This is a genomic window from Paenibacillus sp. J31R98 (assembly GCF_056269245.1).
This window is the reverse complement of record NZ_JBWDNO010000011.1, coordinates 209,661-229,797: the sequence shown is the minus strand read 5'-3', so window position 1 is coordinate 229,797 and position 20,137 is coordinate 209,661. Positions and strand designations below refer to the sequence as shown.

Here is a 20,137-nt window from a genome sequence, read left to right as displayed (position 1 = left end):
ACGCCGCCAGCGTTCGTCCTGAGCCAGGATCAAACTCTCCATAAAAGTGATCCGAAGATCATTTATGAATTCGCTTGTTAGCTCATTCAAAAAACTAGCTCCGCCAGAAACCCCTTCGCCAACGAATGGCGAGCGGCGTTTCGACGTATTTAAGACCTTTTGACAGGTCGCTCATTGTTCAGTTTTCAAGGAACAAATTTCTTATTTTTCGTTCCAGTCTCGCGACCGGAATTAGAATATACCATACATCGAAACTTAATTGCAAGCTTTATTTTTCAACTTGTTTTCGTTTCGTGCACCGCGCCAATCGCTTACGTCTCAGCGGCAGAACAAGAATATACCATGCCTCGCAACTTGGTTTCAACAGGTATTATTTTACATTGCATAACCAAAATCTATTTCATGCATATCCAATATCAATCCATCATATTAAGCTCGGTTAAAAATTTATAAAGTCGACATCCTCCCCGTTCACATCGGAAATCGTTTGTGTTACAATGAAAGCGCTAACAAATTCATCTTATTTGAGGGGGTTCAATTCATGATGAAGGTAGTAGCAGATGAGAACCGCAACGTATATGAGAACTTTGAAGTGGAGAAAGACATCTACTATTTCAAAGTCGGTAAAACCGGACTGGTAAGCTTCCACGGTAGAAACTACAACATAAAGAAGAACATTACTACCGAGCAGCTGAACAGCTACATCTCATCAGGGCGATTCATTAAAGTGAACGGCACTTGCTACGTTAATAAAGAGAAGGTGCTTTCATTCACTGACGGCTTGATCTGTTTCGACCATAGCGCATCGGAAGCGAAGCAAGTCCATGTCTCCAAATGGCGGCTTCAAGGCATTAAACACCAGCTGTCGGCCAATAACAAAGCGGCGATGTAACAGCATAAAACCTCCTAGCGGATGTCCAGCATCCCATAGGAGGTTTTTTATTGAACAAATTCATTCATAATGTATCCCTCCACTACGCACAATAGGCTACAGCAATATTGAAGGGAGGGAATAACATTGGCAAAGCAGCAAGGGCAGGGCCGCAAGAACACCACTTCGAAGGGCTCCGATAACAATAATAAGAAAACAAATAGCAGCGCGGAAGACTAACTTACTTAGATCATCTTTGCTACCTGAGCTTTAGCATTAAACCAAACCCTTTCTTCCTCAAGCTGAACTCAGGCAAACAGGAAGGAAGGGTTTCTTGTTGTTCTTGTCCGCTGCTATAATGAAGTAAAAATTTCAAGCGGGGTGAATTATACGATGGCGAACCCAACTCCTGCCTATCGTTTCGAAACCGCAAGACTACTGTTGCGGCCCTTCATACCGAGCGATGCAGCCGACGTTCAGCGACTCGCCGGTGAAGAAGCCGTCGCACGCACCACACTATCTCTCCCTCATCCATACCCGCATGGCGCAGCAGAGATGTGGATTGATTTTCGCTTGGATGCTGCAAGACATGGCCATGGATATACTTTCGCGATCGTTCATAAGGAAACTCATGCTTTGATGGGCTGCATTAGCTTAAACATTACTTCAGAACATAAACGTGGAGAAATCGGTTACTGGCTCGGATCAAGTTACTGGGGCAACGGCTACTCGACGGAAGCACTTATACAAATCCTTCAATTCGGCTTCTTAACCATCAAGCTCAACCGCATATGGGGCGCTGCCATGACGAAGAATCCCGCTTCATCCGCTGTCATGCTGAAGGCCGGCCTGAAGCACGAAGGGCTGTTCAAACAGCATATTCGCAAATGGGAGCAATTCGAGGATATCCATTATTACGGTCTGACGAGAGAGGAGTATTTGAACCAGCAGGTATAATCCCATTCACAAAAAAGAGAGCGAACCTTCTAAACTAAAGGCTCGCTCTCTTCATCCCTATGCTTTTCTCTACGCCGCTCGTTACTTCCGAAATACGAGAGGTGACATCTCCAGCAGCAGCTCGCGAGCCTTCCCCCACGCAATCGACAATGCTTCTTGAAGAGTCCATGCAGAGGTACTTGCCGCCATCACAGCAATCCCATGCTTATACGTCATGGAGACGCCCCATTCAATCGGATGCTCCTCAACAAGCGGAAGCTCCGAGAGCGCAGTCCTTATCGCTTCGGCATGTGCAGCTTGCACCCGATCCGAGAACAGATAAAACACACCTGTATGTGTCTTCTCCGCAAAGCAACCTCGTGCCGCTAGCCGCTGCGACAACGGCTCGATGAATTGATGCTGCGCATAGATCAGCTCTTCGTTGTAATACACGTGAAATTTACTCCGATATGATCGATAGGCAAACAATTCCCCGCGTAGCGCCCTACCCGGACACAGCACCTCTGCCCCCATCCAAAGCGATCCTTCTGCAAGCCGAACCTCCGTATGCATCGTGAATTCCGCATCTCGATACAGCATTGTCGGCTCTGGCATCGACTCCACAATAGCTCCTATTCCAAGCTCGAAGCACTGTAACATCTCCGATCCGCCATGATCCTCATGCGCAGGATGAACTTTCGTGAAGGATTGGTTCGTAATATAAGCATGAGCTGCGTCCTCTGCCTTCCAATACAGTTCATACCGATCACCGGCAAGCAGTCCAGGGGAAACATCCATCACAATGACGCCGACAGGACCTCCGAGCGGAAAAGCCTTGGCAATCTTGATAGGCGCAGTATGGTACTTTGATGTGATAATGGAGCCCCGCTCCCGCTTCTCGAATACGGCCCGCAGCTGCGATATGCGCTGCCCCTTCTCACTAGACGTGACTGTGATGATGCCCATGGTCTTCATGATGATGCGCGTGACCATGAACGTGGGCCAGCTCATGCTCCAGCCAGTGTACGATTCGATCGACATGCACGCCACCGAACAAATTCGAGAACACATACGGCCGCTCGCCGCGCATCCTCTTCGTATCTTCCTCCATTACCAGCAGGCTGGCGCCAACATGCGGGGCAAGATCTATTTTGTTAATGATAAGCAGATCCGATCGCATAATGCCCGGGCCGCCTTTGCGTGGTATTTTCTCGCCTTGCGCGACGTCGATAATATAAATAAACCGATCTACCAGTTCTGGGCTGAACGCTGCTGCGAGATTATCGCCGCCGCTTTCAATAAAGATAATATCCAGGTTATCGAAACGGCTCGTCAGCTCATCGACCGCTTCAAAGTTCATGGAGGCATCCTCTCGAATGGCCGTATGCGGGCAGCCTCCCGTCTCAACCCCAATGATGCGCTCTTCCGGTAATACGCCGGTTGCGGTCAGAATACGAGCGTCTTCTTTGGTGTAAATGTCATTCGTGATGACCGCGACACTGTATTTATCCTTGAGCGCACCGGCCAACCGTTCGACGAGCGCCGTCTTGCCAGAGCCTACTGGACCTCCAATTCCAATCCGTATCGGTCTTGAGCGATCTATTGATGGCTGCTCCCACTCCTGATGATGATGACCTTGTCCTTGACACATATTGAACGCCTCCTGGAAACTGATTTGATTATTCCTCGTAGTTAGGACATAAACAGTCTGGAATACAGCTGCTCGTGACGCATCATCGCGATTTCGGCTAAAGGCATATTCGAGTATCCTTCTTCCGGTTCCATACTCTCTGCAATGCGCCATGCCTCGGCCGTCATCGGGGTTAGCCGAGCAATGATGGACTGCCCCTCCGTCTGCCCCATCGACATTAGCCGCAGCGCACTTCCTACAGAAGTGACAATACATGCGTACAAATAACCTTGTGCTGCCTGCTCCAAACTGATGCCAAGCTGCCAACACGCGTAGCCAAAAACAAGCGGATGTGTCACAAGGCAATCATTCGAGCGAGCACCTTCGGTAAGCGGCGACCAATCACATTGCGGATAAAGTGATACAAGCAGCTGCAGAAGTCGCCTGCCCATCTTCTGAATGCCGGTTCGCGATTCAACCGCGGCCCGCTGGAGATGTACAAGCCTTTCCACCGTCCAAAGCGAGTGCAGGTCACGGACGGGTAAGTCCCGGTACACCGCTTTGATAACCATCACATCCGCCGTGCTCCAGCTTTGCAGCAGCATCGCTCTTATGTACTCTTCTAGATCAGCGCTATTTCGGACTGAGCCTTCCTGAACGAGGGTTTCCAGTCCAAAAGAGTGAGAGAATCCGCCGATGGGCAGAGCTGAGTCGAGCAGCTGCTGAAGCGCGAGCCAAGGAACGATGCCTGCTGATGAAGCAGCCGGCGCTAGTGGTGAATCCGATAGTTGTCGTTGTTCAGCCATCAAGCTTCACCTCATTCATTTAGAAAAGAAAATACCGCTGAGCCATCGGCAGCACATCCACCGGTTCGCATGTCGCGAGAACACCGTCAACCATTACCTCGTACGTCTCCGGGTCCACCTCGATCTTGGGCAGCGCATCGTTGTGAATCATATCTTTCTTCGTTACTGTGCGGCATCCGCGAACAGGCTCAATCCGTTTCGAGAGCCCAAGCTCTTCCGCAATCCCTCTATCGTAGGCGGCTTGTGAAACGAATGTGATGGAGTTTCTATACTTCGCTTTGCCGAAAGCGCCGAACATCGGCCGGCCGAACACTGGCTGCGGCGTCGGAATGGATGCGTTCGGATCACCCATCTGCGCATATGCGATTGTACCGCCCTTCAGCACAAGGTCAGGCTTCACGCCGAAGAACATCGGGCTCCACACAACGAGATCGGCGAACTTGCCCGGCTCTATCGAACCGACGAGATGCGAGATACCATGCGTAATCGCAGGGTTAATCGTGTACTTGGCGATATATCGTTTGATGCGGAAATTATCCGACTCTACGCTCGTTTCTTGCTCTAGCGCGCCTCGTTGTTTCTTCATTTTGTCCGCAGTCTGCCAGGTTCGAATAATGACCTCGCCAACTCTGCCCATTGCCTGCGAATCGGAGCTAATCATGCTGAAGACGCCCATATCATGCAAAATATCTTCCGCAGCGATCGTCTCAGGCCGAATCCGCGAGTCCGCGAAAGCGACATCCTCGGGAATACTACTATCCAGATGATGGCAAACCATCAGCATATCGAGATGTTCTTCAATCGTGTTCACGGTAAAAGGACGCGTAGGGTTCGTCGAGGAAGGCAGCACGTTCGGCTCGCCCGCCGCACGGATAATATCCGGGGCATGCCCGCCGCCAGCGCCTTCTGTATGATAAGTATGTATGGTTCGCCCCTTGAACGCCGCAAGCGTATCTTCAAGAAACCCCGCTTCATTCAGCGTATCGGTGTGGATGGCGACTTGAACGTCATACAGGTCCGCGACTTCGAGGCAAGTATCAATAGCCGCCGGTGTTGTGCCCCAATCTTCATGAAGCTTGAGCCCAATCGCCCCCGCCTCCACCTGCTCGATGAGCGGGCCTGTGAATGACGCATTCCCTTTGCCAGTGAAACCGAGATTCATGGGAAAAGCTTCAGCTGCCTCCAGCATCCGATACATATGCCAAGCGCCTGGCGTGCATGTGGTCGCATTCGTTCCTGTCGCTGGTCCCGTCCCGCCGCCAATCATCGTCGTTACACCGGAAGAGAGAGCCGTCTCAATCTGCTGCGGGCATATATAATGAATGTGCGAATCGATACCGCCAGCAGTGACGATCTTTCCTTCGCCTGCAATAACCTCCGTACTTGCGCCGACAACCATTCCCGGCGTGACGCCATCCATGATATCGGGGTTCCCGGCTTTGCCGATGCCGACGATGACGCCGTCCCGAATGCCGATGTCCCCTTTCACAATGCCCCAGTGGTCGATAACGATTGCATTTGTTATGAGCGTATCAAGCACGCCATCAGCACGTAGTGCACCGCTTGACTGCCCCATGCCATCTCGGATTACTTTGCCGCCGCCGAATTTGCATTCATCTCCGTAGACGGTGTAATCGCGCTCAATCTCCGCCCACAGCTCAGTATCTGCAAGCCGGACAGCATCCCCAGTTGTCGGACCAAACATGGCAGCATAGCTGCTCCGATCCATTCTGCTCATGGCTGCTCCCCCTTCCAAGCAGCAAGCTTTGCGCGAACATCGTCAGACATCGCACCACGAACAGCTGCCCCGCCGGATAACGCATTCAGTCCATAGGAAAGCTTGCTGCCGCCAAGTTCAACAAGCTGAACCGGCTTCTCCTCACCTGGCTCAAACCGCACTGCCGTGCCGGCCGGAATGTCGAGCCGCATGCCGAAGGCTGCTTCGCGATCAAAGCGAAGCGCGCGATTAACTTCAAAGAAATGAAAATGCGATCCAACTTGTATTGGCCGGTCGCCTATATTGGCTACAATCAGCTTCGACGTCTGCCTTCCTGCGTTAAGCTCAAGCTCGCCCGGCATGATCCGATATTGTCCAGGAATCAAGGCGTTCACCTTCTTTCTCTCGATCAGCCTTTAATGGGATGATGGATCGTTACAAGCTTCGTACCGTCCGGGAATGTCGCTTCCACCTGCACGTCATGAATCATATCCGCAACGCCGCTCATCACTTGATCGCGGCTGAGTATATTCGTGCCATATTCCATTAGCTGAGCAACGGTCATGCCGTCGCGGGCGCCTTCCATTATTTCGGAGGTTAATAATGCAACACTTTCAGGATAATTCAGCTTTACGCCGCGATTAAGCCGCCGCTTCGCCAAATCTGCAGCGATAGTGACAAGCAGTTTTTCTTTCTCACGCTCAGTAAGTTGCATGAACCGGCACCTCTTTTCTGTAACTTTTCTATTATTATAGCGAGCGCCGAGAGGGAAGTAAATGATTAATGTCATATTAACTAACACATTATGATACATAATTCGAGTGTTTAACTATAACTGAGTCATATCGTGTTAGTTTTTGTCTAATTTTGTTGACGCGAAATCCCTTCAAACCGGTATTCAGCCTATTGTTTACCACCTTCAGCTTTCGACAGCCAAGCTAGCCATTGGACAGGCAATGTGATAGACTAAAATTTATTGAATTACTTTGGGAGGGACAGAAATGGCGGCAAACAAGATGCGTTCAGACATGATTAAAAAAGGATTTGACCGCGCTCCGCACCGCAGCTTGCTGCGTGCTGCCGGAGTTAAGGAAGAGGACTTCGGCAAACCGTTTATCGCGGTTTGTAACTCGTACATTGATATCATTCCAGGCCACGTTCACTTGCAAGAATTCGGCAAGCTCGTTAAAGAAGCAATCCGTGAAGCAGGCGGCGTTCCTTTCGAGTTCAACACAATCGGTGTTGACGATGGTATTGCAATGGGTCATATCGGCATGCGTTATTCGCTTGCCAGCCGTGAAATTATTGCCGACTCCGTAGAGACAGTCGTTAACGCGCACTGGTTCGACGGTATGGTCTGCATTCCGAACTGCGACAAGATTACGCCAGGAATGATTATGGGCGCGCTTCGCGTCAACATTCCGACGATGCTTGTCAGCGGCGGACCGATGAAAGCAGGTAAAACATCCGACGGCCGTCCTATTTCGTTGTCCAGCGTATTTGAAGGCGTTGGCGCATTCCAAGCAGGCAAGATCGATGAAGCAAGCTTGACAGAGCTTGAGCAATACGGCTGCCCAACTTGCGGCTCCTGTTCCGGTATGTTCACGGCGAACTCCATGAATTGCCTTGCAGAAGGCCTTGGCCTTGCGCTTCCAGGCAACGGCACGATTCTTGCTGTATCGCCTGAGCGTAAAGAATTCGTTAAACAAGCTGCTCGCCAACTGATGGAGCTAATCAAGATGGATCTGAAACCGCGCGATATCGTGAAGAAAGAATCGATCGATAACGCATTCGCCCTTGATATGGCGATGGGCGGTTCCACGAATACTGTTCTTCATACGCTTGCAATTGCGCATGAAGCTGGTATCGAATACCCAATCGAGCGCATCAACGAAGTGGCTGCGCGCGTACCGCATCTTGCGAAGATCGCTCCAGCTTCCGACTACCATATCGAAGATGTGCATAACGCCGGCGGAGTGAGCGCAATTCTTAACGAGCTGTTCAAAAAAGAAGGCGCACTAAACGGCGACATGCTGACAGTTACAGGCAAGACACTACGTGAAAACGTAGCTGGACATGACATCAAGGATACGGATGTTCTCCATACGCTTGACAACCCGCACAGCGAACGCGGCGGTCTGTCTGTCTTGTTCGGTAACCTTGCACCACGCGGTGCAATCATTAAAGTCGGCGCCGTTGATAAATCGGTTGGCGGCTACCACAAAGGTCCTGCAATCTGCTTCGATTCACAAGATGAAGCATTGCACGGTATTGCCAATGGCAAAGTTAAAGAAGGCCACGTCGTAGTCATCCGTTACGAAGGACCAAAAGGCGGACCTGGTATGCCTGAGATGCTTGCCCCTACTTCCCAAATCGTAGGTATGGGTCTTGGCGCGAAAGTCGGTCTTGTAACTGACGGTCGTTTCTCTGGCGCATCCCGCGGTATCAGTATCGGTCACGTTTCTCCGGAAGCGGCTGAAGGCGGACCAATCGCATTCGTTCAAGACGGCGACATGGTGGAGCTCGATCTGATCAACAACGAGATGAACCTCTTGATCAGCGACGAGGAATTCGAAGCTCGTCGTGCGAACTGGAAAGGTTTCGAGCCGAAGATCACCAAAGGCTATCTCGCTCGTTACTCCCACCTCGTTACGAACGCAAGCACAGGCGGCGTGCTCCGATTCAACTAATCGACTAGTCGTTTAGAAAATTATTCAAAACCTGCAACTTAATGAGATCGCCCTGCGTATGACTGAATGAAAGTCATCCTTGCAGGGCGATCTTTTTTGCATGCATGCATTTATGAAATCGAGGAGGTTACGCTTATGTTCGGTAAGGTAGCTGCAGATGTGCTCGGATTAAGCGATTTGGGCTCGGTCATCAAACCGGAAAATTACGATAAGGTGGATGCCGACGATTACGTGCTTCATGAGGATAACGAGAAGATTTACTTCTTAATTAAATCGAAATCGGATGAATACTGCTTCACGAACCAAGCCCTTATCCATCTCGACGGCACAAGCGCGATCAGCAAGAAACGCACGCTTTACCGCTACGCATACAGCTCGAACCGAATTAGCGGCGTCAGCCTGGAAACAGCCGGAACAGTAGACCTTGACGTAGAGATCAAATTCACGCTGGGCAGTACCGCATTCACCATCGATGTACATAAGAAATTTATCGAAGACATTAAAGATCTATACAAGGCACTCATTAAGATTGCTGAGATATCGCATGAGAACGAGATCCATCTCGGATTCGCAAGACAGAGCCTCGACCTCGCTTCGTCGACGGTCAGTCAGATTTATAAAGCAGAGTTAGATCTATCCGAACAGTTCAAGTCCATCAATCAACTTGCCTTCAATTGGCTGCATGAGACGCAGAAGCAGTACAAATCGAAGGACTTCGGGGCTGTGTTCGAGCGTTACATTAATCATTGAAATAGAAGAAGGCGCCGCATCATGGCGGCGCCTTCTTCTATTGTCATGTAATGCTATTGCCTCGAAGTTAAGGTGTAACTTCACCTGCAGCAGCGTTCGCATTATCATAAGTACCTGTTGCGATGCTGGTATGAGCTCCTGAATTGCGCTTCGCGTCCGCTTTAGCAGCTGAAGTCTTCCATTCTCGAGACATCTCCGGATCTTGACCGTAACGATGCCAGAATTCCGTCATCGACATGGCAATTATTCGAGGTTCCAGTCGAGCTCCCTGTTCAGCCAGTCGCTGTTTACCCGAAGGGTGCAGTACACGCAGCAACAGCTTCAAGTAAATCCGCGTCGACGTATCGAACAAGCCTTTTGGAATAGGCAGCACACTAAAGCCGAACTGCTCTGCGCCACGGTTGATCATACTGACACCGTAAAGCCCTTTTACCGTTCCAGCCGCTTCATCTTGCATTAACTTCTTGGCAAGCTTCGGCATGCCATGCTGCACTTCACGTATAAGTCTAATGGCCACATGCATCATCGACTTCGATTCCGACATCATGCTGAGCAGCATCTGGTTATCGAAGTGAAGCTCGACGACTGGATCCTTCGGCTCAATGCGACGTCCGTCTGTAAGCTCAATGGTTTGGCCGCTATATGGGATGATGCGATAATGGAAGACCGATCCTTCGCCGCCTGATTTCACGCGAAACAGCACATGAAACAGCCGTTCCCAACCCATCCAGCAAGCAATAATTGCCCGCTTCAGCAAGCTAAACGCGGGTGCTGCCGCTTTGTTCTTGTCCGTGATGGCAATCATATCCGTAATATGCACAAACTTGTAGCCGCGTTCCTTGCCCGCTTCCAGCACAGGTTCAAGTGCCTTTAACATATTCACTGGCGCATCCTCATCCGCACCAAAGGTTTGTCCGCAATCGTGCAGGAGCAGCACTTCGCCTGGCCGCAGCTTCTTCATGATCCGTTTCTGCAGCCGATCTGCACCGACCCGTCTGCGCCAATCGCCGAATAAGGACGACCACAGGATGATCTGCAAATAACCGAGGTTCGAGAAATCGAACAAATTCACGATACCCCATGGCGGACGATAGTAAGCTGATCGAACGCCGGTCGTACTACGGATGATCTCGGATGTGCGGTGAATTTGTTTCTTGACGGTGCTTGGCCGCATTAACCAGTTTGATTTATGAACGTAGTTATGAATGCCGATGACATGTCCTTCGTCATGCATCCGTTTCAGAATTTCCGGGTGACGTTCCGCGTGGATGCCAACAACGAAGAAGGTTGCCTTCGCATCGTAGCGCTTCAGCAGATCGAGCAGCTGTGGCGTATAATGCGGGTCTGGCCCGTCGTCGAAAGTGAGCGCAATCTCTTTCTTCGCTCGGCCTTGTTTAAATACTCGAAATCCGAATGTCCGACTAATGATACCCGGCAAAAAAGCATAAAAAGTTAAAAAATAAAAGCCCCATAGCAGGAAGTTCTCCATGATTCGTTTCCCACCACCTTCGTTTTACGTCTCTTTCACGTCCAATGGAGAGAGTAGTCCGTACTGCATGATGCCTCCATATATTGTACCATAGCAGATGTCGAAACGGCTACGTAACTTAACATAATCTACAGCTTCAGGACTCATAACAAACGAGCGAATGGGAAACACTGTTATTTTATAGTACAATCATATTGAATCTGTCTGAATAACGTTGCACAAAGGAGTCTGACGAATGCTTTCTTTCTACCGTAAATATTGGCGTACCGCATTTGATATTGCCCTCATTGCACTCACGGTATATCTCATTATGCTTGTCTTCAGTTATTTATACCAAATTGCGACGCCTGTGTTCCTTTCCTTCGTGATTTACATGTTCATCGAACCGCCTGCACGCTGGCTTCACCGACTAGGAATGAAGAAATCGATCGCTTCAGGGATTTCCGTACTCGTCTTTACGCTCGTCATTGTCGGCGCTTTTGTCGGAGCTGGCTATGTGATGACAACTCAGATTACGGGACTTGCCGGTAATTTAAACAAGTACCAGAGCCTGCTCGTCGAGCAGTTCCAGAACAACGCTTCCGAAATTGAAGAGAAATTCTCTGCACTGCCGCCTGACGTAGTCGCCAAAGCGAAAGATATCCTTGATTACATTACAAGCTGGGGCTCGAATTTGGCCGGGTCGTTCCTGCTTTCCTTGGGTGGGTATTTGAAATCCTTCTCCACCTTTATCTTTAATTTCTCCATCGGCATCATCCTTGCATACTTCCTAAGTTTGGAGATTAAGGAATGGAGACAGCTCGCGAAGGAGAAGACGCCGAATACGTTCAAGAAAGCGTTCATGTTCCTGCGGGAAAATGTTTTCTCTGGCATCGCCGGCTACCTGAAGGCCCAAGGTAAGCTCATTAGCATCACATTTGTCGTGATCTTCGTGTCGCTGCTGATCCTTGGCGTCGACAATGCGTTCTCCGTTGCACTGCTGGCTGCTTTCTTCGATGTGCTGCCGCTGTTGGGAGTCGGAACGGTGTTCGTCCCATGGATTATCTATCTGTTCATCGTCGGCAACATTACGCTTGCTATCTGGCTCACTGTTCTGTTCTTGGTCGTCGTACTGACGCGCCAAATTCTGGAACCGAAGATTACCGGCGATACGCTTGGCGTCTCTGCCTTCACCATGCTGGCTTTCATGATCGTTTCCTTGTCGATCTTCGGCATCTCTGGCGTCATTCTCTCGCCGATCTTGATGATTCTGCTGAAGGCATTGTATGAGCAGCGTTACTTCCACCGCTGGATCCGATCGCCTAGAGGCGAGTTCGACAACCAGTCCAACCCGGCAGATCAAATCTAACTGGAACGAGCTGGAACGCAGAACAAGCTTAACCTTCGCCTGCTGCCAAAATATCCATCACACCGCGGAAGAGCACAGTCGCCTTGTTGGACAAGCCCGGCGTGCGATTCTCCGCAAGTACAGCCACGGCATAACGCGGGGATTGCACTGGTCCATAGCCGACGAACCAATGATTGATACGCTCTCGACCGCCTAGCATGACTTGAGCCGTTCCGGACTTGCCAGCTACATTCCAGCGCCCTTCTTGGATTGAACTGCCTGTTCCATAAGCCACGACAGCCTCCATCCCGCGCAGCAGCGTCTGCGTCGTATGGAGGCTTATTTGTCCATATGGCGATGGAGCCAGCTGACGAGGAAGCTTCGCCAGCAATTGGCCGTTACCGTATCGAATCTCGCTCACGAGACGCGGCTCATGCACAACGCCTTGATGAAGCAATGTGACCATCATGTTCGCAGCTTGGAGCGGAGAGATGCGCACATCCCGCTGTCCAATTCCCGTTTGCGCCAGCTGCCCGCCGTCACGGACTGCCGGAACACCTGCGAACACCGCGCCTGCTTCTTCATCCTGGAGCTGTTTAAACGGCTTACCAAGTGGCTGGAAGGCGTGCGCGCTCGTCCATCCAACTTGGCGAGCAAGTCCAAGCTGATCAGCTGCAATCATCAACTGGCGAGCGCTAAGACGCTCCGCGATTGTAGCGAACGCGATGTTGCACGAACCAGCGAGCGCTTCTTGCAGCGTAACGTCACCATGACCGCCCCGCTTCCAGCAGTGAAGCCCATATCGGCCGTAGCTGCCTCCGCAGAAGAAGGATTCCCCTTCGCTTGTCATCCGCGCTTCCAGAGCAGCCGCCTCAGTCACTATTTTGAAGATGGAACCGGGCACCGCAGCTCGAATCGCATGATTCGCTGCATCCGTACCTTCCGCTCCGATTCGGCTCACAGCTAGCTTTGGCCGCGAGATCATGCTCACAATATCGCCTGTCTCCGCATCCAGAACAACGACGGCGCCTTCCTTCAAGCCATTCTTATCGATATACTTCTCAAGCTTATTCTGGATTGGCAGATTGAGCGTCGTTGTTACTTTCAGCGGATAATACGGATTGTCGGGTCCGGTTAGCCGCAGATCGAGTCCATGCAGCGGCTCGTCCGCTCCGTTCGTGAAGTACGAAACCGAAGTCGCGCCTACGCCTTGCAGCAGCTCATCCAGCGATCGCTCAAGACCGGAGCCTCCCGTCTGAGCGGACAGCTTCATCGACTTGTTAGCTAGTCGCTCTGAGTAATCCGAGCGCAACAACTCTGGATGCTGGCTTGTATAGCCGATGACATGCTTCGGATCGAAGGCTTCTGGATACCGATTCCGATAAGGCAGCACTCGAACTCCGTTCACATGAAGCTTATCAATCAGCCCGAGCTGACGTTCTGTCAACTTATGCGGCAGCCGCTCATCAGCGCTTCGCCAGAACATCGGCTCCTTCAATCCACGCAACCAGCCGCCAAGCGCCGCCTCGCTTACGCCAAGTGCACCAGCTAGCTTCTGGAGTTCCTTTGGCACATCCGTTCGCGCATTCTGCTGCAGCGGGAACATGGCCAGCGCCTTGTACGTCTCTCCCGTGATCGCAAGCCCGTCCTTGTCATAGAAGTCGCCGCGCCCGGTATCCAGCACAAGCTCGCGTTCACGCTGCGCGACGGACTCCGCTTTCAATTGCGTACTTGCCCGGCTCGCCATTACAGGATCAGCAGGCGCAAACTGCAACCAAGCAATCCGCAGCATGTAGAGCACTAGCAGTAAGCTCATCCCGATCAGCGCCGTATATACCCGCCGTTGTCTATTTCTCCGCCGTTCGACACTCATCCCTGCACCGATTCCCTTCACTTCTTATCTTCTCATTAGTATCCCCATCTCCCCATCACGACAGACAAATAGATAGCCCTTCATTCAACCAGACCCTCTACAGCACAACAAAAAAGCCTCACGAGGAGACGAACTCCACGGAGACTTTCAACACCAGCATTCTAACTTTCAACTATGGTCACGGTCTCTTCTTAAACCGATCGCATTCAAAGAAATCAAGAAGATACGTCTGGAATGCTTTCGCCACCAGAGGCAGCTTCTCGTTAGACCGATAAATAAGGCCGATCGTCCGCGTCACATTCGGCGACTTCACCCGCACCTTCGCCGGCTGCAGCGGTCCGGATGCATAGAGCGCCATCTCCGGCAGCAAGCTGACCCCCATGCCAGCGGCTACGAGGCCACGAATGGTATCGGTCTCTTCCCCTTCGAATCCGATTCGAGGAGTGAAGCCAGCTTCCTTGCACGCCTCCCAAACGATCGGGCGCAGCGAGTAACCTTCACTGAACAGGACGAACATTTCGTCCTTAAGCTGATACAAGTCAATCGCTTTTTCCGTTGCAAGCGGATGTGTTGGCGGCAAGATGGCGAAGAGCTCCTCTGTCAGCACAAGCTCCCCGGTTACATGCGGATGGCTCTCCGGACAAGGGGAGACGAACGCAAGATCGACCTCTCCCTTCCTGACATCCTGAATCAGCGACGGGTACATGCCTTGCTTGAATCTGAACTTCACGTTCGGATTCAGTTTGCGGAACGCAGCCACTACTTCAGGAATAAGAGAGATGCCCAAGCTATGCGGGAAGCCGAGCCGAATCTCCCCCTTCTCCGGATCGAGGAATTCCTGTATCTCCACCACGGCGCGCTCAAGATCAGCCAGAATAACTTCAGCCCGCTTCAGAAACAACGAACCGACTGGCGTAAGCTGCAAATTCCGTCCCTTCTGGAGAAACAGCTTTGCCCCAAGTTCCTCTTCAAGCTGATGAATTTGGCGGCTGACCGCAGATTGGGCGACGTGCAGCTCCTCCGCCGCTTTCGTAACATGCTCTCTCTTAGCCACTTTCACAAAATAATACAATTGACGAAGCTCCATGACGTCCCCTCTTCTATTCCATGACTACTTGCTCGCTTAGCAGACTATACGTTATTATCGTCGATTCTGTTTCAATGTGACATACCAGTCGTATGCGTAAGCAAGCACAATACCTGCAAATAAACCGCCTATGTGAGCCCATATGCTAACATTGGTGCCGATTAGAGAGAAGATGACTCCGAAGATCAAGATCGCATAAACCGTCTTGCGTGAATTCGGATCAAGCGAACGCTTAAATAGTGCCAAGTACAGATATGCGCCGAACACGCCATAGATGCAACCTGATGCACCAATAGTTGGCTGTCCATCAGCAATCGCAACGAACAAATGACCAACCACGCCGCACAACAAGTAAAAAATCGCATAGCGTACATGGCCAAGCATCCGCTCTAAAGGCGGTGCAAAAACTAAAATGCTGAACATGTTGAAGAATATGTGCGAGAGGTCAAGATGCAAAAACTCTGCCGTTACATAACGCCATGGCTCATCGAGGGAGAAATAGTTATATGCGCCTCCGCTGTAAAACAAACCATGTTCGGTCAAGGAACCGTTAAATACAAGATGGTCAAGCGCATATACGAGAATATTGATCGCAATAATTACAGCCGTAACCGGATAAAACCGCAAATAGCTTCGGAAGCTTTCATATCGGAGAAAAATCAAATCGTTCCACACTCCCTATTGGACAATGGTATTTCATTATGCTTATAATAATTTGGTATGAACCCAATTCATTTCAAGGAGGCTGTTTTTTAATGGCTCAAGAACGTACTGGCGTTGCAACGCTTAAAGGCAATCCGCTTACACTGATCGGCCCAGAACTTAAAGTTGGTGACCAAGCACCAGATTTCCAATTGAACAAATCGCTGGTTGACGTTGTCTCCTTGAAGGATTTCGCAGGCAAAGTAAAGCTTGTCAGCGTTGTTCCTTCCATCGATACAGGCGTTTGCGACGCGCAAACACGCCGCTTTAACGAAGAAGCTGGCAAATTCGGCGAGAACGTTTCGATCCTTACTGTCAGCGTTGACCTTCCGTTCGCTCAAGCTCGCTGGTGTGGCGCAGCTGGCGTAGACAAAGTGGTTATGCTCTCCGACTACAAGAACAACAACTTCGGCGAAGCATACGGCGTACTGATCAAGGATCTGAACCTCGACATGCGCGCAATCTTCGTTATCGACGCTAACGACACAATTCAATACGTGGAAGTGCTTGGCGAGATGACAGAGCACCCGAACTACGAGAACGCACTTAACGCTTTGAAAGCACTCGTATAAGCTACATAAACTGCACACAAGCAAAAACGGCTTTGCCGTCCTATGACTGGCAAAACAGTTTTGTGCGGCGATCATATAGGTATGGATAAGTGTAAAACTAACTTATAAATTCTATAGGATTGATAAAAGCGAGGTAAGGGACACCCTTCCTCGCTTTTATCGTTATTATATGCCGGTTGTCTTATATTGAGCCAGCTTCTTATCGAGAGTTCGGTAAATATCAAGAACGATCCGATAATTGGAACCAAGGTCTCCGAAAGAACCGCGCGACGCGGAATAAATATCTACAGCAGCAGTTACTGGATTTACGCTAATAACCGAGACGGTAATGTCCATTGTACGGCCGGTAACCGTCCGTTTCTCGAGAACAATCTCACCTACGGAATGAACTTCGTGAAGCACCTTGTAGCCTTGCATCTTTTTGAGTGTGGAGACGACTTCTTCCCACGCCTTCTCCCGGGATAATTTGTAATAATGGGATTTCAGCAACGGATCTTTCGCTTTATCGCCAGTCAATTCATGACTGCGCAGCAACCCGATGAGGGTCCGCTTCAACAAAGTTAATCTCCCCCTCCAATGTCTATGTACACTATCAATCATCATAGCATAGATGATGATACAAAAAAAAGGGGTTTCCCCCTTTTTCATTGTAACTATGGTACCCGCTCTGCCGTCCAGCTTGCTTGTTTCTGAACCCGCTCTCGCAGGTGGGTGGCCGCAGAAGCGTTTTTGAGATCCCTTTTCGAGGGCATGTCAGCCGCGCTTCAATTGAGTCTCCCTAAATACAGCCATTGGTTCAAAACAAGTGATAAGCCGTAACGTACATCGCAGGATGTATTGCTATTATAGACGTAACTTCAGCAAAAGTAAACTTGAGCGAAGCAGCTATTTAATGGACGTTTGTCCTTCTTCTGTATTCAGAACCATGCCTTCTTCTTCGAGCCGTTTACGCTCTTCCTCAGCCTCTGCTTCCGCCGCTTTCTGCATTTGCTCCTGCAGCTTCGTGTAGATGGCGTAGAAGTTCCAGAACGACAGCAAGGCCACGACACTGCCCGTAAAGAACGGGATAAGGAACATCAGCTTCGCCGAGCTAACACTGATTCCAATGACCGCGCCAGACATGATGACAGTCGACAGTGAACGGAAAGGTCGGCCGATGGTGAGCAGTACCGCATTCTTGAGCAGCTGCATCGTCTTCATATGATAGTGTACAACCATCGAGAAGAAGTTGAACAGTGAAACAGCTAGCAGTGCGAATAAAGCGATAAACAAGTAAGACAGCAGCTTCAGCGATTCCAGCTTAACCAAGTAGACGCGGAAGTCAACGATTAGAATCGAGAACAGAATAACATAGATGATACCGCCAATCATGCTTTGCTTGTAGCTGTCTTTGTAATTCCGGAAGAACGTGCGCAGCAGCGGCGCGTCTACCTCACCCATCACCCATTTGCGGGCGACGGCGAACATGGCCGCAGTTGCAGGGAATACCGTGAATGGAGCTACAACGCCTGCTACGATAAAGTAACCGAGCAATTGATCACTGTTTTGCGCGAATAATACAGGGAACAACAGAATAATAAACGGCAGCGAACAAATAATCCAGAGCACGTTCGTCACCGATAAACGCATTATCCATTCCGAGATTTTGTAAAACCCGCCCATCATGCCTCTCATTTCCATGTTGCTTTATCCTCCTAGCAAGCGATTTCATTTTCTTCTACGATAACTATAATATAGTCTTCCCCATAAGCCAACGCCCATTTTCGGGAATCGTGGGCATGCGTCTAAACGGCTAACACCTATACGCATACATTATAGTGTTATGATTGCCCATGCCAGCAGGTAAAGGAGGCCGTACTCATGAGCAGCGCCCATCACGGGTCCCTGACGTCCCCAGCTATGATTCTCGTTCTGTTCATCTTGCTGATCATCATCTTAGGAGCATGCTTCTGTTAATAAGAAAGGGGCTTCTATTTATCCGATTGCTCGGCTAAACAGAAGCCCCGGTGTTTATTCCAGCTTATTCAGCAGAGGATGGACGTGGACGACGAGTTTCGCTGCGGCCTTCGCTGCTGCGAGGTTTGCCACCACCGTCGCGGTCACGGCCATAGCTGCTACCGCTGCTGCTGCCGCCGCTACCACTGCGGCTGCCGCCGCCGTAGCCGCCACGTCCGCTGCTCTCGCCGCGTCCGCGTGGGCCGCTGCCGGAACGGCTGCCGCCGCCGAATGGACCGCCGGAGAAACGGCGTCCGTTCGAACGAACATCCGGTCTACGCTTCTTCGCACGAATAGGATCTTCCGGCGTAAGTTCGATGTTTACATCTTTCTTCTCGCCAGTAATCAATTTGATTGCTGCTGCCAGCAAGTTTACGGAATCGTATTGCTCAAGCAATTGGATTGCAATTGCCTTGAACTCATTCACGCCTTCCGAATCAAGCGCTTCAAGAATACGTTCAGCTGTAAGGCGTTGTTTGCCTTCAATTGCTTCTGCAAGGCTTGGCAACGGCTTCTTCGCAATCTTGTGGCGCGTAACGCGCTCGATGAAGTGCATATGATCCAGCTCGCGAGGCGTTACGAACGACCAAGCGACACCTTCTTTACCAGCGCGGCCTGTACGGCCGATACGGTGTACATAGCTCTCCGGATCTTGCGGCAAGTCAAAGTTAATTACATGCGTTACGCCCGATACGTCGAGACCGCGCGCTGCAACGTCTGTCGCTACAAGGACATCGATGCTGCCGTCACGGAATTTACGCATTACGTTATCACGCTGATTTTGGGACAAGTCGCCATGCAAGCCGTCTGCGGAATATCCGCGCTTCTGCAATGCTTCGCTCAATTCGTCAACGCGACGCTTTGTACGACCGAAGATAATAGCGAGTTCAGGCGATTCCATATCAAGCAAGCGGCTAAGCGCATCGAACTTCTGGCGCTCATGCACTTCAATATAAGCTTGATCGATTGACGGAGCAGTTACTTGTGTCGGGATAACCGATACATGCTCAGGATTCTTCAAGAACTGGTCAGCCAGTTTACGGATGTTTGGAGGCATTGTAGCCGAGAACAACATCGTTTGGCGATGGTCTGGTACGAGGGACAAGATGGAAGTAATGTCTTCCATGAAGCCCATGTCGAGCATTTCGTCCGCTTCATCCAGAATAACCGTTTCTACATCATCAAGTCTGATCGTTTTGCGGTTGATATGATCAAGCAAACGACCTGGTGTACCGATAATGATTTGGGGACGCTTCTTTAATGCGCGGATCTGACGTCCGATCTCTTGACCGCCATAAATTGGAAGCGAACGCAAACCTTTGTAACGTGTAAGCTTTCCGATTTCTTCCGAAACTTGGATCGCAAGCTCACGGGTCGGGGTCATAATTAGTGCGACGATACGATCTTCAGTAACCGGAATCTTGTTAACAAGCGGTATACCAAAGGCAGCCGTCTTACCCGTTCCTGTTTGTGCTTGACCGATCATATCGGTACCGAGAAGCGCAATTGGAATGGATTTCGATTGGATTGGAGTAGACTCCTCAAATCCAAGGTCTGTGATGGCTTGTAGAACCTTAGGTTCCAAGCCGAATTCAGCAAATGTTTTCAAACTCAAATGTTTCAATCTCCTTCTATCTGCATCCTACAGAAAATATTCAGTTCATTATAGCACAAACGGCTTTCAGAATACCA

Annotated in this window: 20 protein-coding genes and 1 other RNA gene; 7 read left to right on the top strand and 14 right to left on the bottom strand. The window is 50.4% G+C overall.

Annotated features, from left to right (window positions below; genetic code table 11):
- Positions 1-541 precede the first annotated feature (541 nt).
- Both AC0YNX_RS29090 and AC0YNX_RS29085 read left to right on the top strand, forming a co-directional pair.
- Positions 542-892 (top strand): hypothetical protein, encoded by a 351-nt coding sequence (locus AC0YNX_RS29090; RefSeq protein ID WP_475819202.1) that lies wholly within the window; start codon positions 542-544, stop codon positions 890-892.
- Between the two features lie 372 nt (positions 893-1,264).
- Positions 1,265-1,828 carry a GNAT family N-acetyltransferase gene (locus tag AC0YNX_RS29085; protein WP_475819201.1) on the top strand — a complete coding sequence of 188 codons (564 nt, stop codon included), beginning with the start codon at positions 1,265-1,267 and terminating at the stop codon, positions 1,826-1,828.
- A gap of 81 nt (positions 1,829-1,909) precedes the next feature.
- Here the strand turns inward: AC0YNX_RS29085 and AC0YNX_RS29080 are convergent, their stop codons facing one another.
- Genes AC0YNX_RS29080 through AC0YNX_RS29055 form a run of 6 tightly spaced genes read right to left on the bottom strand, consistent with a single transcriptional unit; the run spans position 1,910 to position 6,675 of the window.
- A complete protein-coding gene (locus tag AC0YNX_RS29080; protein WP_475819200.1) occupies positions 1,910-2,848 on the bottom strand; it encodes an urease accessory protein UreD in 939 nt (312 codons plus the stop codon).
- On the bottom strand, positions 2,748-3,458 hold the full coding sequence (gene ureG, locus AC0YNX_RS29075; RefSeq protein WP_475819199.1) for an urease accessory protein UreG: 711 nt from the start codon (positions 3,456-3,458) through the stop codon (positions 2,748-2,750). Before ureG ends, AC0YNX_RS29080 begins: the two co-directional genes overlap by 101 nt.
- Before the next feature lie 41 nt (positions 3,459-3,499).
- Complete coding sequence (locus AC0YNX_RS29070) at positions 3,500-4,243, bottom strand: urease accessory protein UreF (RefSeq protein ID WP_475819198.1); 744 nt, start codon at positions 4,241-4,243, stop codon at positions 3,500-3,502.
- A gap of 19 nt (positions 4,244-4,262) precedes the next feature.
- On the bottom strand, positions 4,263-5,981 hold the full coding sequence (gene ureC / locus AC0YNX_RS29065; protein WP_475819197.1) for an urease subunit alpha: 1,719 nt from the start codon (positions 5,979-5,981) through the stop codon (positions 4,263-4,265).
- Positions 5,978-6,346 (bottom strand): urease subunit beta, encoded by a 369-nt coding sequence (ureB, locus tag AC0YNX_RS29060; RefSeq protein ID WP_475819196.1) that lies wholly within the window; start codon positions 6,344-6,346, stop codon positions 5,978-5,980. The genes ureC and ureB overlap by 4 nt, the downstream gene beginning before the upstream one ends.
- Positions 6,347-6,369: 23 nt before the next feature.
- Positions 6,370-6,675: an urease subunit gamma gene (locus AC0YNX_RS29055; RefSeq protein ID WP_475819195.1), complete on the bottom strand. Its 306-nt coding sequence runs from the start codon at positions 6,673-6,675 to the stop codon at positions 6,370-6,372.
- A gap of 286 nt (positions 6,676-6,961) precedes the next feature.
- Here AC0YNX_RS29055 and ilvD point away from each other — a divergent pair, with 286 nt between their 5' ends.
- Both ilvD and AC0YNX_RS29045 read left to right on the top strand, forming a co-directional pair.
- A complete protein-coding gene (gene ilvD / locus AC0YNX_RS29050) occupies positions 6,962-8,650 on the top strand; it encodes a dihydroxy-acid dehydratase (RefSeq protein WP_475819194.1) in 1,689 nt (562 codons plus the stop codon).
- 135 nt (positions 8,651-8,785) lie between these two features.
- The gene (locus AC0YNX_RS29045; RefSeq protein ID WP_475819193.1) at positions 8,786-9,400 is read left to right on the top strand and encodes a PH domain-containing protein; all 615 of its coding nucleotides are present in this window, start codon (positions 8,786-8,788) and stop codon (positions 9,398-9,400) included.
- Between the two features lie 67 nt (positions 9,401-9,467).
- Here the strand turns inward: AC0YNX_RS29045 and AC0YNX_RS29040 are convergent, their stop codons facing one another.
- Positions 9,468-10,889, bottom strand: a complete 1,422-nt coding sequence (locus AC0YNX_RS29040; protein WP_475819192.1) for a polysaccharide deacetylase family protein — start codon at positions 10,887-10,889, stop codon at positions 9,468-9,470.
- A 235-nt stretch (positions 10,890-11,124) separates the two neighbouring features.
- Between AC0YNX_RS29040 and ytvI the strand changes: the two genes are divergently transcribed.
- Positions 11,125-12,237: a sporulation integral membrane protein YtvI gene (gene ytvI / locus AC0YNX_RS29035; RefSeq protein ID WP_475819191.1), complete on the top strand. Its 1,113-nt coding sequence runs from the start codon at positions 11,125-11,127 to the stop codon at positions 12,235-12,237.
- Between the two features lie 28 nt (positions 12,238-12,265).
- On the opposite strand, the gene AC0YNX_RS29030 is transcribed toward ytvI, so the two are convergent.
- The 3 genes from AC0YNX_RS29030 to AC0YNX_RS29020 all read right to left on the bottom strand — a co-directional run bounded on the left by AC0YNX_RS29030 (position 12,266) and on the right by AC0YNX_RS29020 (position 15,839).
- Positions 12,266-14,089 (bottom strand): peptidoglycan D,D-transpeptidase FtsI family protein, encoded by a 1,824-nt coding sequence (locus AC0YNX_RS29030; RefSeq protein WP_475819190.1) that lies wholly within the window; start codon positions 14,087-14,089, stop codon positions 12,266-12,268.
- 178 nt (positions 14,090-14,267) lie between these two features.
- A complete protein-coding gene (gene gltC, locus AC0YNX_RS29025) occupies positions 14,268-15,176 on the bottom strand; it encodes a glutamate biosynthesis transcriptional regulator GltC (protein ID WP_475819189.1) in 909 nt (302 codons plus the stop codon).
- Between the two features lie 54 nt (positions 15,177-15,230).
- Positions 15,231-15,839, bottom strand: coding sequence for a rhomboid family intramembrane serine protease (locus AC0YNX_RS29020; protein ID WP_475819188.1), 609 nt, complete (start codon positions 15,837-15,839; stop codon positions 15,231-15,233).
- Positions 15,840-15,931: 92 nt separating this feature from the next.
- On the opposite strand from AC0YNX_RS29020, the gene tpx reads away from it, so the two are divergent.
- Positions 15,932-16,450 (top strand): thiol peroxidase, encoded by a 519-nt coding sequence (gene tpx, locus AC0YNX_RS29015; RefSeq protein ID WP_475819187.1) that lies wholly within the window; start codon positions 15,932-15,934, stop codon positions 16,448-16,450.
- A gap of 165 nt (positions 16,451-16,615) precedes the next feature.
- On the opposite strand, the gene AC0YNX_RS29010 is transcribed toward tpx, so the two are convergent.
- From AC0YNX_RS29010 to AC0YNX_RS29000, 3 genes are all read right to left on the bottom strand, one after another.
- Positions 16,616-17,008 (bottom strand): DUF1499 domain-containing protein, encoded by a 393-nt coding sequence (locus tag AC0YNX_RS29010; RefSeq protein WP_475819186.1) that lies wholly within the window; start codon positions 17,006-17,008, stop codon positions 16,616-16,618.
- Positions 17,009-17,105: 97 nt separating this feature from the next.
- Positions 17,106-17,287, bottom strand: a non-coding RNA gene (ssrS, locus tag AC0YNX_RS29005) — 6S RNA.
- A 48-nt stretch (positions 17,288-17,335) separates the two neighbouring features.
- Positions 17,336-18,130 (bottom strand): YesL family protein, encoded by a 795-nt coding sequence (locus AC0YNX_RS29000; protein ID WP_475819185.1) that lies wholly within the window; start codon positions 18,128-18,130, stop codon positions 17,336-17,338.
- Positions 18,131-18,310: 180 nt separating this feature from the next.
- Between AC0YNX_RS29000 and AC0YNX_RS28995 the strand changes: the two genes are divergently transcribed.
- Positions 18,311-18,406, top strand: a complete 96-nt coding sequence (locus AC0YNX_RS28995; protein WP_475819184.1) for a YjcZ family sporulation protein — start codon at positions 18,311-18,313, stop codon at positions 18,404-18,406.
- A gap of 64 nt (positions 18,407-18,470) precedes the next feature.
- Here the strand turns inward: AC0YNX_RS28995 and cshA are convergent, their stop codons facing one another.
- A complete protein-coding gene (cshA, locus tag AC0YNX_RS28990; protein WP_475819212.1) occupies positions 18,471-20,054 on the bottom strand; it encodes a degradosome RNA helicase CshA in 1,584 nt (527 codons plus the stop codon).
- Positions 20,055-20,137 lie beyond the last annotated feature (83 nt).

What these genes read in the sequence shown, in the direction of transcription:
- AC0YNX_RS29090 (WP_475819202.1), top strand. Translation starts at nt 542, where the DNA reads ATGATGAAGGTAGTAGCAGATGAGAACCGCAACGTATATGAGAACTTT.
- AC0YNX_RS29085 (WP_475819201.1), top strand. Translation starts at nt 1,265, where the DNA reads ATGGCGAACCCAACTCCTGCCTATCGTTTCGAAACCGCAAGACTACTG.
- AC0YNX_RS29080 (WP_475819200.1), bottom strand. Translation starts at nt 2,848, where the DNA reads ATGTCGATCGAATCGTACACTGGCTGGAGCATGAGCTGGCCCACGTTC.
- ureG (WP_475819199.1), bottom strand. Translation starts at nt 3,458, where the DNA reads ATGTGTCAAGGACAAGGTCATCATCATCAGGAGTGGGAGCAGCCATCA.
- AC0YNX_RS29070 (WP_475819198.1), bottom strand. Translation starts at nt 4,243, where the DNA reads ATGGCTGAACAACGACAACTATCGGATTCACCACTAGCGCCGGCTGCT.
- ureC (WP_475819197.1), bottom strand. Translation starts at nt 5,981, where the DNA reads ATGAGCAGAATGGATCGGAGCAGCTATGCTGCCATGTTTGGTCCGACA.
- AC0YNX_RS29055 (WP_475819195.1), bottom strand. Translation starts at nt 6,675, where the DNA reads ATGCAACTTACTGAGCGTGAGAAAGAAAAACTGCTTGTCACTATCGCT.
- ilvD (WP_475819194.1), top strand. Translation starts at nt 6,962, where the DNA reads ATGGCGGCAAACAAGATGCGTTCAGACATGATTAAAAAAGGATTTGAC.
- AC0YNX_RS29045 (WP_475819193.1), top strand. Translation starts at nt 8,786, where the DNA reads ATGTTCGGTAAGGTAGCTGCAGATGTGCTCGGATTAAGCGATTTGGGC.
- AC0YNX_RS29040 (WP_475819192.1), bottom strand. Translation starts at nt 10,889, where the DNA reads ATGGAGAACTTCCTGCTATGGGGCTTTTATTTTTTAACTTTTTATGCT.
- ytvI (WP_475819191.1), top strand. Translation starts at nt 11,125, where the DNA reads ATGCTTTCTTTCTACCGTAAATATTGGCGTACCGCATTTGATATTGCC.
- AC0YNX_RS29030 (WP_475819190.1), bottom strand. Translation starts at nt 14,089, where the DNA reads ATGAGTGTCGAACGGCGGAGAAATAGACAACGGCGGGTATATACGGCG.
- gltC (WP_475819189.1), bottom strand. Translation starts at nt 15,176, where the DNA reads ATGGAGCTTCGTCAATTGTATTATTTTGTGAAAGTGGCTAAGAGAGAG.
- tpx (WP_475819187.1), top strand. Translation starts at nt 15,932, where the DNA reads ATGGCTCAAGAACGTACTGGCGTTGCAACGCTTAAAGGCAATCCGCTT.
- AC0YNX_RS29000 (WP_475819185.1), bottom strand. Translation starts at nt 18,130, where the DNA reads ATGGAAATGAGAGGCATGATGGGCGGGTTTTACAAAATCTCGGAATGG.
- AC0YNX_RS28995 (WP_475819184.1), top strand. Translation starts at nt 18,311, where the DNA reads ATGAGCAGCGCCCATCACGGGTCCCTGACGTCCCCAGCTATGATTCTC.